Below are 16,831 nucleotides of genomic sequence, written 5' to 3'. Positions count from 1 at the left end.
ATTCCAATGAGCAACGTCCACCTCGTCGACCACCCCCTCGTCCAGCACAAGCTCACGCTGATGCGCCGCAAGGACGCGTCCACCAACAGCTTCCGCCGGCTCCTCAATGAAATCAGCATGCTCATGGCCTACGAGGTCACGCGCGACATGCCGATGCAGGACATCGAGGTCGAGACGCCGCTGGAGACCATGCAGGCCAAGGTCATCGACGGCAAGAAGCTGGTGCTGGTGTCGATCCTGCGCGCCGGCACCGGCATCCTGGACGGCATGCTCACGGTGGTGCCGGGCGCCCGCGTCGGCCATATCGGCCTGTACCGCGACCCGAAGACGCTCACGGCCGTCGAGTACTACTTCAAGATGCCCGGCGAGATGGAGAACCGCGACGTGATCGTGGTCGACCCGATGCTGGCCACCGGCAACTCGGCGGTGGCCGCGGTCGAACGGTTGAAAGAGCTGAACCCGAAGTCGATCAAGTTCGTGTGCCTGCTGACCTGCCCCGAAGGCGTGGCGACGATGCAGAAGGCGCATCCGGATGTGCCGATCTACACCGCGGCCATCGACCGCGAACTCAACAGCCACGGCTACATCCTGCCTGGCCTCGGCGACGCCGGCGACCGCATCTTCGGCACGAAATAGGCTCGCCCCCAGAAAAATAGGGCTCGCCCCCAGGCTGTGCGGCACTTCGTGTCCGCTTCTCCTTCCCCCTACCGGGGGCAACACCAGCGGCCCGGCAAAGCCGGTTCCGCGGTGTTTCGCGAAGGACCCCGGGGCCGGGTGGGCACGGAGGTTGCAGGACTTGAATTTTTTACGACCGAGGAGAAGACCGTGACAGCACGCCGTCAGTTGATCATTCGTTCCGCCGCCATCGCCGCGGCACTCGCGGCCGGTGCGCCGGGCATCGCGCTTGCGCAGGCCAAGCTCAAGGTGGCGGCGGTGTACACCGTGCCCTTCGAGCAGCAATGGGTGGGCCGCATCCACAAGGCGCTCAAGGCCGCCGAGGCGCGTGGAGAAATCGAATACAAGGCCACAGAGAACGTGAGCAATGCCGACTACGAGCGCGTGATGCGCGAGTACGCGACCGGCGGCAACCAGCTGATCCTGGGCGAGGTGTTCGGCGTGGAAGCGGCGGCGCGCAAGGTCGCGAAGGACTTCCCGAAGGTCGCCTTTTTGATGGGCTCGTCGCTCAAGCCGCAGGCACCCAATTTCAGCGTGTTCGACAACTACATCCAGGAGCCGGCCTACCTGAGCGGCATGGTGGCGGGCGGCATGACCAAGAGCAACCGCATCGGCATGGTCGGCGGCTTTCCGATTCCCGAAGTCAACCGCCTGATGAACGCCTTCATGGCAGGCGCGAAGGAAACGAACCCGAAGGTGGAGTTCAGCGTGAGCTTCATCAACAGCTGGTTCGATCCGCCCAAGGCCAAGGAAGCGGCCTTCGCGATGATCGACAAGGGGGCCGACGTGATGTACGCCGAGCGCTTCGGCGTGTCGGATGCCGCCAAGGAAAAGGGCAAGCTTGCCATCGGCAACGTGATCGACACGCAGAGCCAGTACCCCGACACCGTGGTCGCCTCGGCCCTGTGGAACTTCGAACCCTCGGCCGACCGCGCAATCAAGCTCGTGAAGGAAGGCAAGTTCGCTGCCGAAGATTACGGCGTCTATTCGCAGATGAAGCACAAGGGCTCGGAACTCGCCCCGCTCGGCACTTTCGAGAAGAAGGTGCCGACCGACATCGTTGCCAAGGTGAAGGCCAGGCAGGCGGACATCCTCTCGGGCAAGTTCACCGTGAAGGTGGACGACGGCCAACCCAAGTCCACCGCAAAGTGAGCAAACAGATGACGATGCGCTGGCGCACCCTTCTCGCGGCCGGCGCGCTGGCCTTCGGTCTCTCGGGCTGCGTCGGCGTCTACAAGGGCACCGGCGTCAGCATCAACAGCAGCACGCGGCTGGACGACACGCCGCGCATCGCGGTGATCTCCGCCTTCGAGCCCGAACTCAAGCTGCTGCTCGCGCGCCTGCAGGGGCCTGCCAAGCACAGCGTGAACGGCGTCGAGTTCACCACCGGCACGCTCGAAGGCAAGCCGGTCGTGCTGTTCCTCTCGGGCATCAGCATGACGAACGCGACGATGAACACGCAACTCGTGCTCAACCGCTTTCGCGTCACCAGCATCGTGTTCAGCGGCATCGCGGGTGGCGTGAATCCGTCGCTGCACGTCGGCGACGTGACGGTGCCCGCGCAGTGGGGCCAGTACCTCGAAGTGCTGATGGCGCGCGAAACCGCGCCCGGCAAGTACACCGCGCCGCCCTTCATCAAGGACGCCACGTTCCCCAACTTCGGAATGGTGCATCCGCGCCCGGTCGAGGTCCGCTCGGCGGCCAAGCCGCAGATCGAGCGCAAGTTCTGGTTCGAGGTCGATCCGAAGATGCTCGAGGTGGCACGCAGCATCCGCACCGTCGACCTGGCGAACTGCAGCGCCGGCAAGTGCCTCGCGCGCAAGCCGCAACTGGTGATCGGCGGCAACGGCGTCTCGGGCCAGGCCTTCATGGACAACAAGGCCTTCCGCGAATACACCTTCAAGACCTTCCAGGCCAACGTGCTCGACATGGAAACCGCGGCCGTGGGCATGGTGGCCTACAGCAACGGCGTGCCGTACATCGCCTTCCGCTCGCTCAGCGACCTCGCGGGCGGCGGCAGCGGCGAGAACGAGATGGGCACCTTCATGGGCATTGCGGCCGACAACTCGGCCAAGGTGATGCTGGCGTTCCTGGCTGCGTGGAAGTGACCCTGCATCCTCTCCCTCCCCTTCCGGGGGAGGGTTGGGGCGGGGGCACGCGGCCTTCGATCGATCGCAGCGGTGCAGCAAGCGCCGCTTGCCCCCATCCCAGCCTTCCCCCGGGAGGGGAAGGAGCAAGACCTTCATGACCAGCACGACCGTTCTTCGCCTCCAAGGCATCACCAAGCGCTTCGGCACCCTCGTCGCCAACGACGCCATCTCCCTCGACCTGCAAGCCGGCGAAGTGCTCGCGCTGCTCGGCGAGAACGGCGCGGGCAAGTCGACATTGATGTCCATCCTGTTCGGCCACTACGTCGCCGACGAAGGCGGCATCGAGGTGTTCGGCGCGCCGCTGCCGCCGGGCAACCCCAAGGCCGCGCTCGCCACCGGCGTGGGCATGGTGCACCAGCACTTCACGCTGGCCGACAACCTGAGCGTGCTCGACAACGTGTTGATGGGCACCGAGCCGCTGTGGCGCCCGGTGTCGCGCCGTGCCGCGGCGCGTGCCCGGCTGCTCGACGTGGCGCAGCGCTTCGGACTGCCGGTGCAGCCCGACGCGAAGATCGGCAGCCTCTCGGTCGGCGAGCGGCAACGCGTGGAAATCCTCAAGGCGCTGTATCGCGGCGCACGCATCCTGATCCTGGACGAGCCGACCGCCGTGCTGACGCCGCAGGAGAGCGAGGCACTCTTCGCCACCCTCGCGCAGATGGTGGCGCAGGGCCTGTCGGTGATCTTCATCAGTCACAAGCTGGGCGAGGTGCTGCGCGTGTCGCACCGCATCGCGGTGCTGCGCGGCGGCAAGCTCGTGGCCGAGGCGCGCACCGCCGACACCACGCAGGCGCAGCTTGCGCTCTGGATGGTCGGCCATGCGGTCGAGGCGCCGCAGCGGCGTCCCGCGAAGTCAGTGGGCGATGCGGTCTGCGTGCTCGATCACGTGAGCACCGCATCGGCAAAGGACGGCGGGCAGGACCGGCTGCGCGAGGTGTCGCTGACGCTGCGTGCCGGCGAAATCACCGCCATCGCGGGCGTATCGGGCAACGGGCAGGTCGCGCTGGCCGAACTGCTCTGCGGCACGCGCCGCGCCGTCTCCGGCACGGCGCAGCTGATGGGCCGCGCGCTGCCGCCCTCGCCCGCCCGGCTCGTACAGCGCGGCGTGGCGCGCATTCCCGAAGACCGGCATGCGGTCGGCGTGGTGGGCGATCTGCCGGTGTGGGAGAACGCAGTGTCCGAACGATTGCGCAGCCCGGTGTTCTCGCGCTGGTCGGTGTTCGTGCGGCGAGCGGCTGCGCGCCTGCACGCGCGGCGCATTGAAAAGGCATTCGACGTGCGCGGCGCCGGGCTCATGGCGCCGGCTCGCTCGCTCTCCGGCGGGAACATGCAGAAGCTGATCCTGGGGCGCGCGCTGCTCGCACCCGAACAGGTGGAAGACATCGACAACAAGAAATACCCGAACCGCGCGCCGCGCCTGATCGTTGCGCACCAGCCGACCTGGGGCCTGGACATCGGCGCGGTCGCCTACGTGCAGCAGCAGCTCATCGCCGCGCGCGATGCCGGCGCGGCGGTGCTGGTGATCTCCGACGACCTCGACGAAGTGCTCACGCTCGGCGACCGCGTGGCGGTGATGCACGGCGGTCACCTCGGCGAAGCGCGCCCTGCCGCCGCGTGGACGCGCGAAGCCATCGGCCTCGCAATGGCCGGCGCCACGAAAGGCGCGCCATGATGCGGCTCGAACGACGCCACGAAACCTCCCGCGCCGCGCTGGTGCTGGCGCCCATCGGTGCGGTCGTGTTCACCATGGTGGTGAGCGCGCTGCTGGTTCTCTGGGCCGGCGCACCGGTCGGCCGTACCTACGCGCTGCTGCTGCAGGGCGGCTTCGGCTCGGTGTTCGCCTGGAGCGAGACGCTCACGCGCGCGATCCCGCTGATCCTCACCGGCCTGGCCGCGACGGTCGCTTTCAAGGCGCGGCTCTTCAACATCGGTGCGGAGGGGCAGCTCTTCGCCGGCGCCCTCGCCGCCGTGGCCGTGGGCGGCATGCATGGCGGCACGGGCTTCGAGCTTTCGCCGTGGGTGCTGTTCCCGCTGATGATGCTGGCCGCCGCCGTTGCCGGCGCCCTGCTGCTGCTGGGCCCGGCGCTCATGAAGAACAAGCTCGGCGTGGACGAGGTCGTCACGACGCTGCTGATCAACTTCATCGTGCTGCTCGGCGTCTCCGCGCTGCTCGACGGGCCGATGAAAGACCCGACCGCCATGGGCTGGCCGCAAAGCGTGTCGCTGCAGTCCGACCTCGAACTGGGCAAGCTCATCGCCCAGACGCGCGTGCACACCGGGTTGCTCTGGGCCGTGTCGCTCGCGGTGATCGTGTGGGCGATCTTCAAGTACACGGTGCTGGGTTTCGACATCCGCGCAGTGGGCGCGAATGCCCGTGCCGCCGCGTTCGCCGGTGTGCCGGTCACGCGCACCGTGGTGATGGTGGCGCTGCTCTCGGGTGCGCTGGCCGGGCTCGCCGGCGCCATCGAGGTGGCGGGCCGCACGAGCTACGTCACGCTCGACATGTCACCGGGCTACGGCTACACCGGCATCGTGATCGCGATGCTCGCCGGCCTGCATCCCCTGGGCGTGATCGCCGCGGGCGTCTTCGTGGCCGGCGTGCTGGTCGGCGCCGACACCATGAGCCGCGCGGTGGGCGTGCCGACCTACATCGCCGACGTGATCGTCGCGGCCTCGCTGATCGCGGTGCTGGTGGCGACGCTGCTGACGCAATACCGCGTGCGGATGACGAAATAAATGACCGATCTCCTCGACATCCTCGCCAACCCCGCCTTCTGGGTCGCGGTGCTGCGCATCGCCACCCCGCTCATCCTCGGCACGCTGGGCGTGCTGCTGTGCGAACGCGCGGGCGTGCTCAACCTGGGCATCGAAGGGATCATGGTCGCGGGCGCCTTCACCGGATGGCTCGCGGTGTATGCCGGTGCGCCGCTGTGGGTCGGCGTCGGCGTGGCGGCGCTCACGGGCATGGTGTTCGGACTGCTGCATGCCTTTCTCACCGTGGGCCTTGCGCTCTCGCAGCACGTCTCGGGCCTCGGCATCACGCTGCTCGCGACCGCGCTCAGCTACTTCGGCTACCGCGTGAGCTTTCCGAAGGTGAACACGCCGCCGACCATCACGCCCTTCGCGCCGATGGACTGGCTGCCCGTGCCCATCCTCAATGCACAGACCGCACTGACGCTGTTCGCATTGCTGCTCGTGCCTGCGGTCGGCTGGGTGCTGTACCGCACGCCGCTCGGCCTGGCGCTGCGCATGGTCGGCGAGAACCCGCAGGCGGCCGAGAGCCAGGGCGTATCGGTCGCGGCCACGCGCACGGGTGCGATCGTCGCGGGCTCGGCGTTGATGGGCATGGCGGGCTCGTTCCTCACGCTCTCGGCCTTCAACGCCTTCTTCTTCAACATGGTGAACGGCCGCGGCTGGATCTGCGTGGCGCTGGTAGTGTTCGCATCATGGCGGCCCGGCAAGGCCCTGCTCGGCGCGCTGCTGTTCGCCTTCTTCGACGCACTGCAACTGCGGCTGCAACAATCGGGCGACGCCGTGCTGCCCTACCAGCTCTACCTGATGCTGCCGTACCTGCTGTCGATCCTCGCGCTGGTGCTGGTGGCGCGCAAGGCGAGCTATCCGCAGGCGCTCATGAAGCCGTACCGCAAAGGGGAACGTTGAGATGATGAAGACGACCGCTGCAACCCTGCTCGCCACGCTGCTGGCTTTCGGCAGCACCGGCGCCCAGGCATTGGGCAGCGACTACAGCTACGACACCTTCAAGACGCCCGATGCGGTCAGCTGGGTGCAGCTGTGCGGCACCTGGGGGAAGGGCAAGGCCCCCCAGGGCACCTACCGCGTGGTCCACGCGGACCAGTACGCGCAGTCGTTCCTCTATGTGCAGTGGATGGCGCGCGATGCCAACGGCGGCCTGCATGCCGAGCACACGGTGGCGATCGCCGAACTCGACAACGACCACGCCGAGATCGCACTCACCGACCTCACCTGCCGCGCCTCGCCGCGCGGCATCGTGGTGACGGCGAAGGCGGCTTCCGGACATGACGACAAGCTGCGGCGGGTGACGATCGAGGTCGGGCCTGCGGCAGGCCAGTATCGCTATCGGGCGCAGCGCACGCGTTGAACCCAGACAGTCCAGGAACTTCCACGATGCTCGACCTCCTCATCACCAACGCCACCCTCCCCGACGGCCGCACCGGCATGTCGATCGCCGTGCAGGACGGCCGCATCGCCGAGGTCACCGAAGGCCTGGATGCCTCGGCGCACGAGAAGCTCGATGCACAAGGCATGCTCCTCGCGCCGCATTTCGTCGACCCGCACTTCCACATGGACGCCACGCTGAGCTACGGCCTGCCGCGCGTCAACGAAAGCGGCACGCTGCTCGAAGGCATTGCGTTGTGGGGCGAACTCAAGCCGCTGCTCACCGCCGATGCGTTGATCGAACGCGCACTGGCGTATTGCGACTGGGCCGTGGCGAAAGGCCTGCTGGCCATCCGCACGCATGTGGACACCAGTGATGCGAGCCTGCTCGCGGTCGATGCGCTGCTGGAGGTCAAGCGCCAGGTCGCGCCCTACATCGATCTGCAGCTCGTCGCCTTTCCGCAGGACGGCGTGCTGCGTTCCGAAGGCGGCGTCGAGAACCTCACGCGCGCGCTCGACAAGGGCGTGGACGTGGTTGGCGGCATTCCGCATTTCGAGCGCACCATGGCCGACGGCGCCGCGAGCGTGAAGCTGCTGTGCGAGCTGGCCGCCGAGCGCGGCAAGCTCATCGACATGCACTGCGACGAATCGGACGATCCGCTCTCGCGCCACATCGAGACGCTGGCCTTCGAAGCGCAGCGCCTGGGCCTGCAGGGCCGCGTGACGGGCTCGCACTGCACCTCGATGCATTCGATGGACAACTACTACGTGAGCAAGCTGCTGCCGCTCATCGCGCAGAGCGGCGTGGCGGTCATCGCCAATCCGCTCATCAACATCACGCTGCAGGGCCGCCACGACACGTATCCCAAGCGCCGCGGCATGACGCGCGTGCCCGAGCTGATGGCCGCCGGCGTGAACGTCGCGTTCGGCCACGACTGCGTGATGGACCCCTGGTACGGGATGGGCTCGGGCGACATGCTCGAAGTGGCGCACATGGGCCTGCACGTCGCGCAGATGACGAGCCAAGCCGGCATCCGCCAATGCTTCGAGGCGGTGACGACGAACGCCGCGCGCGTGATGCACCTGCAGGGCTACGGCATCGAAGCGGGCTGCGATGCGAGCTTCGTTCTGCTGCAGGCGCGCGACGCGGTCGAGGCGATCCGTCTGCGCGCGACGCGGCTCAAGGTGTTCCGCAAGGGGAAGCTGCTGGCGGAAACGCCGACGGCCACGGCGACGCTGCATGTGCCGGGGCGGGTGCAGGCGACCAGTTGGATGAATCCCAAGGCCTGAGTCCATGCAGGGCCTCGCGTTCCGGCCGATGCAGGCGTCCGACCTGCCACTGCTGCGCGAATGGCTGGGCCGGCCGCATGTGACCGAGTGGTGGGGCCCCGCGCCTTCGCAGGCGGAGGTCGATGAAGACTACGCGCCGATGCTGTCGCCGGAATCGACCGACCGCGCCTACATTGCCCTGCTGGACGAGGCGCCCATCGGCTACATCCAGTCCTACGTCGTCATGGGGTCGGGCGACGGCTGGTGGGAGGACGAGCGCGATTCGGGTGCGCGCGGCATCGACCAATTCCTCGCGCATGCCGAACAGTTGAACCGCGGCCTCGGCAGTGCGATGGTCCGCGCATTCGTGGACCAGTTGTTCGAGGACCCGGCGGTGACGAAGGTGCAGACCGATCCTTCACCGACCAATCACCGCGCGATCCGCAGCTACCTGCGCGCCGGTTTTCATGAACAGGGCGAAGTGGCCACGCCCGATGGTCCGGCCCTGATGATGGTGCGAACCCGATGAATCATCCCTGGAGACAAACAACATGAAAGTCCACGGCAGCTGCCATTGCGGCCAGATCACCTACGAGGCCGAAGTCGATCCCGACAAGGTGAGCCTCTGCAACTGCGCCGATTGCCAGGTGCTCTCCGGAACGGCCTATCGCGTGTCTGCGCCCGTGCCGGCCGAAAACTTCCACCTGCTGACTGGCGAGCCCAAGGTCTACGTGAAGACCGCCGAAAGCGGAACGCGCCGCCGCCAGAGCTTCTGCGCGCACTGCGGAACGCCGATCGCTTCGAGCCCCGACATCGATCCGCCGCCCGCCTACTCGCTGCGCATCGGCAGCATCGCGGAGCGCGACCGATTGCCGCCGCAGAGGCAACAGTGGTGCCGATCGGCACTCGGCTGGTCGCAGGACCTCAGCGGGCTGCCAGCCCAGCCGACTCAATAGAGTTCATCCGCGCCCTGCCCCTTCGAGGTCGCACCACATGTGCACCTTGGCCAGCAGCGCGCCATCGAGCGCAATGGCCATCGGCTCGACGCCGAAGACCTGGAAGCCGCAGCTTTCGTACAACGTCTGCGCGGGCGCATTGCCCTCGGTCACCGTGAGCTGCACGAGCCGCAACCCGCCGTGTGCGCGCGCGTGGTCGAGCACGGCCTCCACCAGCCGGCGGCCGAAGCCCGCGCGGCGCGCCGACGCCATCACCGACATGCCGAACAGCGTGGCCTTGTGGCGCGCGCGCTCGCGGTCCTCGAAGCTCAGGCCCGCGGCACCGACCAGCGCGCCCTTGTCGTCGAACGCACCGAAGACCACGCTCGACGCATCCGCCTCGGCGCCCAGGCGCTTCTCCCACCAGCTCAGTGGCAGGCTTCCGCGCTCGCCGACCGTGGAGGTGAAGGCACTGGGATGCGTGGCGTAGGCATCGAGCATCACGGCGCGACAAGCGGCGGCATCCGCGGCTGTCAGGCGGCGGACGATGTTGCTGTCCTTCACTGTGTTTTCTTCAGGATCTTCAAAAGCGGACACAGACGGATTGCCTTTCCTGCAGCACGGCCTCCTGGCCGAAATTCTTGCGGTACGTGTCGATGATGTTGGCGATGGCGGCGGCGTCCTTTGCGTTGCGCGGATGCAGCAGCACGACGAGCTTGGAAGGCTCGCGCACCACGCCGCCCGAGGCACCGCGCCATTGGCCGACGGCGTCGAGCACCGTGAGCCCTTGCGGGAACGCGGGGGTCACGATGGTGTCGAGGAAGCCGGCCCACTGCGCATCCGACACCTGCCCGCCGGCCGGTATGGCACGGCCGAAGAAGAGCGTGTCGCGCTCGAAGGCGTCGAAGCCGGGGCCGCAGGCCTTGCCGGCCGTCGATGTGGAAGGCATGGCGCCGCAGCCTGCGAGCGCGCCGATCATGACGGCCGCGAATGCCAATCGGGCGCGGGAAATACTTGTCATGGCGTTCGCCCTCGCGATCAGCCTGGTCGAAAGAGGAGCGGCGCAGGCGCCCCTTCTTTTTCCGGCGTACCGAAATCGAGCAGCCGCCATCCCGGCTCCCACCGCTGCACGCGCCCCTCGGCGATGGCGGCTTCGAGCACGGTCTGGGCTTCTTCCGGGTGCTGCCAGTCGAGCGCCAGGGCGCGCAGGTCCCAGTCCCACCACGGGCAGGCCCGGATGCGTTCGATGAGCGCATCCGGAAAGCGCTGGCGAATCACCCGCGCCGGCACGCCGCCGACGATGGTGAAAGGCGCAACGTCCTTGGTCACGATGGCCCCGGCGCCGATCACCGCGCCATCGCCGATGGTCACGCCGCCGCGGATGCTCACGCGCGAGCCGATCCACACGTCATGCCCGATGTTCACGCTCGAATGCGACCAGAACCCGCCGACCGGTTGATGCCGGTACGGCTCGGGAAAATTCGGCGCGAAGCTCAGCATGTGCGTGGTCAACCAGTCGGACGGGTGGTCCGACAGCACCTGCACGCCGTCGCCGATCGAGCAGTAACGCCCCACATGCACCGCGTTGAGCGCAGCGCCCGGCGAGAGCGTGGTGTACGCGCCCAGCGACCCGCCGATGACGCGCACCGCATGCCAGATGCGCACCGGCGTCTCGAAGCGGAACGGTATCGACAGCTGGACACCCACCGAAAGGAACAACCCGTGTTCCTCCAGGCCCGTGGAAAGCTCGGGAGTGATGGTGAGGTTCTTGTCCATGGGCGGGTGTGCGTGAATGTTCAGGCTTCGGGCGCAATGGCTTCGGCGTATTCGTAGAGCGCGCCGAGAATCTCTTCGCCGCGTTCGTCCGCCGTTTCGGACAGCGCATCCACTTCGCTGAACAGCTGCTCGATGGTGCGCGCCCCGCCCTCTCCGTGGAACAGGCGCGCCACGCGCAGCGCCTCCCAGCGTTCGGTCTCTTCGGGCGCGAGCGATTCGGGCCAGTTGCGAGCGCGGTAGCGGAACACGATCTCTTCGAGGCGGCCATCGTCGAAACCGGTGCGGTCCTTGGCCAGCTCGCCGGCGGAAAGACCACGCAACTGATTCAGGCGCCGACGGTCGGCGTTGCCGACGAAGCCGCCGTAGAGGTCTTCATCGACATCCGGCGTGGCCTCCTTCGGCCGCGCGTACACCTGCGACCAGATCGCGCTCATGTCGGGCAGGTCGCGTGCGATGGCGGCGTGACGCATCGCAGTGTCGAGGTCGATGCCCCAGCGCTCGGCCATCGGTGGTGCGAGCGTGCGCAGGTTGCCGACCACCATTGGCGACTTGTTGAGATGGATGCCCTTCACAGGCAAGCGCAGCACGCCTTCGGGCAGGTCGGCGGTGCGGGTGAAGAGCCGCAGGCGCAGCGTTTCGACATCGAGGTCGCGCAGCTCGCTCGGATCGTGGGCGAGGTCCCAGGCAAGCAACTCGTTCTTGTTGGTCGGATGGCTCGCGAGCGGCCACATCACGGCGATACAGCCGCGCTCCACTGAGAACATGCCTGAGACATGCAGGAAGGGCTTCGCGGTTTCACGCATCGCGGGCAAGCCGAGCTCGCTCGCCACGCGGTCCTTCTTGTGCAGGCCGAATGCAAAGTCGAACAGCTTGGGCTGCTTGTCGCGGATGAGCCGGGCCAGTGCGATGGTCGCGCGTACGTCGGAGAGCGCATCGTGCGCCGACTCGTGCAGCAGGCCGTTGGCGCGCGCCAGGTCTTCGAGCTTGAAGCTGGGCTTGCCGTCCTCCTTCTTCGGCCACTGGATGCCATCGGGGCGCAGCGCGTACGTGAGGCGCACCACATCGAGCAGGTCCCAGCGGCCGCAATCGTTCTGCCACTCGCGCGCGTACGGATCGATCAGGTTGCGCCAGAAGAGGAAGCGCGTCACCTCGTCATCGAAGCGGATCGTGTTGTAGCCCACGCCGATGGTGCCGGGCTGCGAGAACGCACGCTCGATCTGCGCGGCGAAATCGTGCTCGGGGATGCCGCGCTCAAGGCACACCTGCGGCGTGATGCCGGTGATGAGACAGGCCTCGGGGCTGGGCAGGTAGTCCGGCGCGGGCTTGCAATAGATCATCAGCGGCTCGCCGACCTCGTTCAGCTCGGCATCGGTGCGGATGGCGGCGAACTGCGAGGGGCGGTCGCGACGCGGCACGGCGCCGAAGGTTTCGTAGTCGTGCCAGAGAAAGGTGTGGTTCATTCAGAGCAAGGGTGAAAACAAGCGCGCAATGGAATCGCCGAGGCGACGCCAGAAATTCTGTGGCCGGTTGGCGCGCACCGCGCCGGAGCTGTGCAGGTCGGTCTCGAACTGCGCCGCAAGCGGCTTGGTCAGTTCGGGGCCATAGACCACCGCGCTGACCTCGAAGTTGAGCCGGAAGCTGCGGTTGTCGAAATTGGCGGTGCCGATCATCGCGCAATGGTCGTCCACCACCAAGGTCTTGGAGTGCAGCATCCGCGCCTTGTACTCCCAGACCTTGACGCCCGCGGCGATCAGCTCGTCGAAGTACGAGCGTGCGGCGGCGCTCACAATGGCCGAGTCGCTGCGGCGCGGCACGAGCAGGCGCACGTCGACACCGCGAAGCGCGGCGCTCGTGAGCGCCATCAGCGCGGGCTCGCCGGGCACGAAGTAAGGCGTGGTGAGCCAGGCACGGTGCGTGGCCGAATGGATCGCCTCCACATGCATGCGGTGGATGGGCTCGAGCATGTTGTCGGGACCGCTCGTCACGATCTGCACCGGGATGTCGCCGGCATCCAGTTGCGGCAGCATCGCGGCCATCGCGTCGTCCATGCCGCGCGGGTCTTCGCCGGTGGCATAGGTCCAGTCTTCGAGGAAGGTGGTCTGCAGCCAGCGCACCGCGCTGCCCTCGATGCGCAGGTGCACGTCGTGGTACGCGTCGGGGTTGGTGCGCTTGTCTTCCTCGTCGGTGATGTTCACGCCGCCGGTGAAACCCACGCGGCCGTCGCACACCACGATCTTTCGGTGGGTGCGGTAGTTGGTCACCGGGCGCAGGCGCCGGCCGATCTTGGTGTCGTGAAACAGCGCGACCTTCACGCCCGCCTCCAGCATCGGCGCCATGAACTTGCGTCCGACGCGCTTGGAGCCGAGCGCGTCGAGCAGCAGGCGCACGGTCACGCCCTCGTTCGCGCGCTCGACCAGCAGGTCGCGCAACGCGGTGCCGATCTTGTCGGGCTCGAAGATGTAGTACTCGAGATGGATGTGGTCCTTCGCCGCGCGTACCGCATCGAAGATGGCGTCGAAGGTGCGCGCCCCGCCCGAGAGCAATTCAACGTCGGACGCGCTCGACACCGGCAACCCGCAAGCCGCGGTGCCCAGCCGCGCCATCTGCTGCAGCGCCGGCGGTGCGTTCTCCGCCGCATCGCGCAACCGGGCGACATCAGCCTGCGCCGACGCTCCGGCGCGGCTGCGCAACCGCTTGATGCGCTGTTTGCGAAGGCGCTGCGGGCCAAGGAAGTAGTAGATGACGAAGCCCGCGAACGGCAGCAGCGCGAGCGACAGGATCCAGCTCATCGTGGACACCGGCGCGCGCTTCTGCATCACGATCCAGATCGACAGCACGGCGATGTAGCCGCTCCACGCGAGGGAGAGGCCGGTTTTCCATTCGGGGCTGAGGACGGGGAGGATCAAGGCGGAAAGTGCGAGCGGTTGAGCGTGCGGGGTTCGGGCCGCGCAAAGAAAAAGGCCGGCAGCGCGATGCTACCGGCCTTTGGAGGCGGTTCCGCGGCCTCATTGGCCACGGAATGCCCGGTTGGTTAGCCTGCGGCGGCCTCTTCGGCCTCAGGCTTGGACTTGCCTTCCTTCTTCGGCAGCGGCTGGATGTCCAGCAGCACTTCGTCCTTGTCGTCGAGGTCGACTTCGAGGCGTCCACCGTCGGTCAGGCGACCGAACAGCAGTTCGTCGGCCAGTGCACGACGGATCGTGTCCTGGATCAGACGCTGCATCGGACGCGCGCCCATCAGCGGATCGAAGCCCTTCTTCGCCAGGTGCTTGCGCAGCTTGTCGCTGAAGGTGACTTCCACCTTCTTCTCGGCCAGCTGCGTTTCGAGCTGCAGCAGGAACTTGTCGACCACGCGCAGGATGATGTTCTCGTCCAGCGCCTTGAAGTTGACGATGGCATCCAACCGGTTGCGGAATTCGGGCGAGAACAGGCGCTTGATGTCGCCCATTTCGTCGCCTGCCTGACGCGGGTTGGTGAAGCCGATGGTCGCCTTGTTCATGGTCTCGGCACCCGCATTGGTCGTCATGATGATGATGACGTTGCGGAAGTCGGCCTTGCGCCCGTTGTTGTCGGTCAGCGTGCCATGGTCCATGACCTGCAGCAGCACGTTGAAGATGTCCGGATGCGCCTTCTCGATTTCGTCGAGCAGCAGCACCGAATGCGGCTTCTTCGTGACGGCTTCGGTCAACAGACCGCCCTGGTCGAAACCAACGTAGCCCGGAGGCGCGCCGATCAGGCGACTCACCGCGTGGCGCTCCATGTACTCCGACATGTCGAAGCGGATCAGCTCGATGCCCATGATGTAGGCAAGTTGCTTGGCCGCTTCGGTCTTGCCGACGCCCGTGGGACCGGAGAACAGGAACGAGCCGATCGGCTTGTCGCCCTTGCCCAGGCCCGAACGCGCCATCTTGACCGCGGAGGCCAGCACTTCGAGTGCCTTGTCCTGACCGAACACCACGCTCTTCAAGTCGCGCTCGATCGTCTGCAGCTTGCTGCGGTCGTCGTTGCTGACGTTGGCCGGGGGAATGCGCGCGATCTTCGCGACGATTTCCTCGACTTCGGTCTTGCTGATGGTCTTCTTGCGCTTGCTCGGCGGCAGGATGCGCTGGGCGGCACCGGCTTCGTCGATGACGTCGATCGCCTTGTCGGGCAAGTGACGGTCATTGATGTACTTGGCACTCAGCTCGGCCGCAGCCTGCAGGGCCGCCACCGCGTACTTCACGCCGTGGTGTTCCTCGAAGCGCGACTTCAGGCCCTTGAGGATATCGACGGTTTCCTGCACCGACGGCTCGACCACGTCGACCTTCTGGAAACGGCGCGACAGGGCCGCGTCCTTCTCGAAGATGCCGCGGTATTCGGTGAAGGTGGTCGCACCGATGCACTTGAGCTGGCCGCTCGAGAGCGCGGGCTTCAACAGGTTCGACGCATCGAGCGTGCCGCCCGAAGCTGCGCCCGCACCGATCAGCGTGTGGATTTCGTCGATGAAGAGCACCGCGTTCGGCTTGTCCTTCAGCGACTTGAGCACGCCCTTCAGGCGCTGCTCGAAATCGCCGCGGTACTTGGTGCCGGCCAGCAATGCGCCCATGTCGAGCGAGTAGACCTGCGCCTCCGCGAGAATCTCGGGCACATCACCCTGGGTGATGCGCCATGCCAGGCCTTCCGCAATCGCGGTCTTGCCGACACCGGCCTCGCCCACGAGCAGCGGGTTGTTCTTGCGCCGGCGGCACAGGATCTGGATGACGCGCTCGACCTCGTATTCGCGGCCGATCAGCGGATCGATCTTCCCGTCCTTGGCGAGCTGGTTGAGGTTTTGGGTGAACTGCTCGAGCGGCGATGCCTTCTCGTTTCGCTCGCCGCCGCCCTCCTCGCCTTCACCTTGAGGCGCTTCGCCGCTGCCCTTGACGGCTTCGGGCGGATCGCTCTTCTTGATGCCGTGGGCAATGAAGTTCACCACGTCGAGGCGGGTCACGCCCTGCTGGTGGAGGTAATAGACGGCGTGCGAGTCCTTCTCACCGAAGATCGCGACCAGCACGTTGGCGCCGGTGACTTCCTTCTTGCCGTTGCCGGTGGACTGCACATGCATGATGGCGCGCTGGATCACGCGCTGGAAACCCAGCGTGGGCTGGGTGTCTACATCGTCGGTACCCGCCACTTGCGGCGTGTTGTCCTTGATGAAGTTGGTGAGCGACGCCCGAAGGTCGTCGACGTTCGCCGAGCAGGCGCGCAGAACCTCTGCGGCGCTCGGGTTGTCCAGCAAAGCGAGCAGCAGATGCTCCACGGTGATGAACTCGTGGCGCTGCTGCCGGGCCTCGACGAAGGCCATGTGCAAGCTGACTTCCAGTTCCTGGGCAATCATGTGATTTCCTTTTGCCTTGCTGTAAATAAGTACTCAGATGGGTTGGAGCTTGCGCAATTCAACAGGTTCACGCAACTGGCTCACTGACACATTGCAGCGGGTGCCCAGCCTGCTGCGCGGCCTCCATGACCTGATTCACTTTAGTGGCTGCCATGTCGCGGGAATAAACCCCACAGACGCCGCGGCCATCGAGGTGGATCTTCAACATGATCTGCGTCGCGGTTTCGCGGTCTTTGCTGAAGTATTCCTGCAGCACCACGATCACGAACTCCATGGGGGTGTAGTCATCATTCAGCATGACCACCTGGTACATCTGGGGCGGCGCAGTTTTCTGCGGCCGGCGCTCCAGAACGACCGAATCTCCGTCATCCCCGGCCGGTTTTTGGGCCGGAGGGGTTGGGGGAGTCTTGGGAATTCTCGTTGCCATGAAAAAGATTCTATAGAGCGTGCAAGCACCGTGCCGACGCGAGAAGACTTGGTGGCGCATATTCGACAAATCAAGGGCCTTGCGCCGCGCACGACAGCACGGGCACGAAATA

General features: G+C 66.5%; 17 protein-coding genes. 10 read left to right on the top strand and 7 right to left on the bottom strand.

Translation table 11 applies throughout. From position 1 onward, the window contains the following. The first annotated feature begins 6 nt into the window (after positions 1 to 6). The 10 genes from upp to QF040_RS05370 all read left to right on the top strand — a co-directional run bounded on the left by upp (position 7) and on the right by QF040_RS05370 (position 9,184). Positions 7 to 636: a uracil phosphoribosyltransferase gene (gene upp, locus QF040_RS05415; RefSeq protein ID WP_013541661.1), complete on the top strand. Its 630-nt coding sequence runs from the start codon at positions 7 to 9 to the stop codon at positions 634 to 636. Positions 637 to 825: 189 nt separating this feature from the next. After that, the gene (locus QF040_RS05410; RefSeq protein WP_429610137.1) at positions 826 to 1,827 is read left to right on the top strand and encodes a BMP family protein; all 1,002 of its coding nucleotides are present in this window, start codon (positions 826 to 828) and stop codon (positions 1,825 to 1,827) included. An 8-nt stretch (positions 1,828 to 1,835) separates the two neighbouring features. Continuing rightward, entirely contained in the window at positions 1,836 to 2,783 is a 948-nt protein-coding gene (locus QF040_RS05405) for a 5'-methylthioadenosine/S-adenosylhomocysteine nucleosidase (RefSeq protein WP_429614618.1), read from the top strand. Between the two features lie 136 nt (positions 2,784 to 2,919). Beyond that, positions 2,920 to 4,494 carry an ABC transporter ATP-binding protein gene (locus tag QF040_RS05400; RefSeq protein WP_429610136.1) on the top strand — a complete coding sequence of 525 codons (1,575 nt, stop codon included), beginning with the start codon at positions 2,920 to 2,922 and terminating at the stop codon, positions 4,492 to 4,494. After that, the gene (locus tag QF040_RS05395) at positions 4,494 to 5,558 is read left to right on the top strand and encodes an ABC transporter permease (protein ID WP_307644950.1); all 1,065 of its coding nucleotides are present in this window, start codon (positions 4,494 to 4,496) and stop codon (positions 5,556 to 5,558) included. Before QF040_RS05400 ends, QF040_RS05395 begins: the two co-directional genes overlap by 1 nt. Further along, complete coding sequence (locus QF040_RS05390; protein ID WP_013541667.1) at positions 5,559 to 6,482, top strand: ABC transporter permease; 924 nt, start codon at positions 5,559 to 5,561, stop codon at positions 6,480 to 6,482. Between the two features lies 1 nt (position 6,483). Next, positions 6,484 to 6,942: a hypothetical protein gene (locus QF040_RS05385; protein ID WP_429610135.1), complete on the top strand. Its 459-nt coding sequence runs from the start codon at positions 6,484 to 6,486 to the stop codon at positions 6,940 to 6,942. A gap of 26 nt (positions 6,943 to 6,968) precedes the next feature. Continuing rightward, positions 6,969 to 8,249, top strand: coding sequence for an amidohydrolase family protein (locus tag QF040_RS05380; RefSeq protein ID WP_429610134.1), 1,281 nt, complete (start codon positions 6,969 to 6,971; stop codon positions 8,247 to 8,249). 4 nt (positions 8,250 to 8,253) lie between these two features. Continuing rightward, on the top strand, positions 8,254 to 8,757 hold the full coding sequence (locus tag QF040_RS05375) for a GNAT family N-acetyltransferase (RefSeq protein WP_429610133.1): 504 nt from the start codon (positions 8,254 to 8,256) through the stop codon (positions 8,755 to 8,757). A gap of 22 nt (positions 8,758 to 8,779) precedes the next feature. Beyond that, entirely contained in the window at positions 8,780 to 9,184 is a 405-nt protein-coding gene (locus QF040_RS05370; RefSeq protein ID WP_429610132.1) for a GFA family protein, read from the top strand. Between the two features lie 3 nt (positions 9,185 to 9,187). Here the strand turns inward: QF040_RS05370 and QF040_RS05365 are convergent, their stop codons facing one another. The 7 genes from QF040_RS05365 to clpS form a co-directional block, all read right to left on the bottom strand. Next, the gene (locus QF040_RS05365) at positions 9,188 to 9,727 is read right to left on the bottom strand and encodes a GNAT family N-acetyltransferase (protein WP_429610131.1); all 540 of its coding nucleotides are present in this window, start codon (positions 9,725 to 9,727) and stop codon (positions 9,188 to 9,190) included. 19 nt (positions 9,728 to 9,746) lie between these two features. Next, a complete protein-coding gene (locus tag QF040_RS05360) occupies positions 9,747 to 10,184 on the bottom strand; it encodes a DUF3574 domain-containing protein (RefSeq protein ID WP_429610130.1) in 438 nt (145 codons plus the stop codon). Between the two features lie 17 nt (positions 10,185 to 10,201). After that, a complete protein-coding gene (locus QF040_RS05355) occupies positions 10,202 to 10,939 on the bottom strand; it encodes a CatB-related O-acetyltransferase (protein WP_429610129.1) in 738 nt (245 codons plus the stop codon). A 20-nt stretch (positions 10,940 to 10,959) separates the two neighbouring features. Beyond that, positions 10,960 to 12,399, bottom strand: a complete 1,440-nt coding sequence (gene sbcB, locus QF040_RS05350; RefSeq protein WP_429610128.1) for an exodeoxyribonuclease I — start codon at positions 12,397 to 12,399, stop codon at positions 10,960 to 10,962. Then, on the bottom strand, positions 12,400 to 13,845 hold the full coding sequence (cls, locus tag QF040_RS05345) for a cardiolipin synthase (RefSeq protein WP_429610127.1): 1,446 nt from the start codon (positions 13,843 to 13,845) through the stop codon (positions 12,400 to 12,402). Positions 13,846 to 13,970: 125 nt separating this feature from the next. Next, the gene (clpA, locus tag QF040_RS05340) at positions 13,971 to 16,292 is read right to left on the bottom strand and encodes an ATP-dependent Clp protease ATP-binding subunit ClpA (RefSeq protein ID WP_042578228.1); all 2,322 of its coding nucleotides are present in this window, start codon (positions 16,290 to 16,292) and stop codon (positions 13,971 to 13,973) included. 67 nt (positions 16,293 to 16,359) lie between these two features. Further along, positions 16,360 to 16,719, bottom strand: a complete 360-nt coding sequence (clpS, locus tag QF040_RS05335; protein ID WP_013541678.1) for an ATP-dependent Clp protease adapter ClpS — start codon at positions 16,717 to 16,719, stop codon at positions 16,360 to 16,362. Positions 16,720 to 16,831 lie beyond the last annotated feature (112 nt).

It is taken from the genome of Variovorax sp. W2I14 (assembly GCF_050435205.1).
In the GTDB taxonomy this organism is placed as follows: domain Bacteria; phylum Pseudomonadota; class Gammaproteobacteria; order Burkholderiales; family Burkholderiaceae_C; genus Variovorax; species Variovorax paradoxus_C.
The sequence above is the reverse complement of the archived record's forward strand: the minus strand, read 5'-3'. Positions and strand labels throughout refer to the sequence as shown.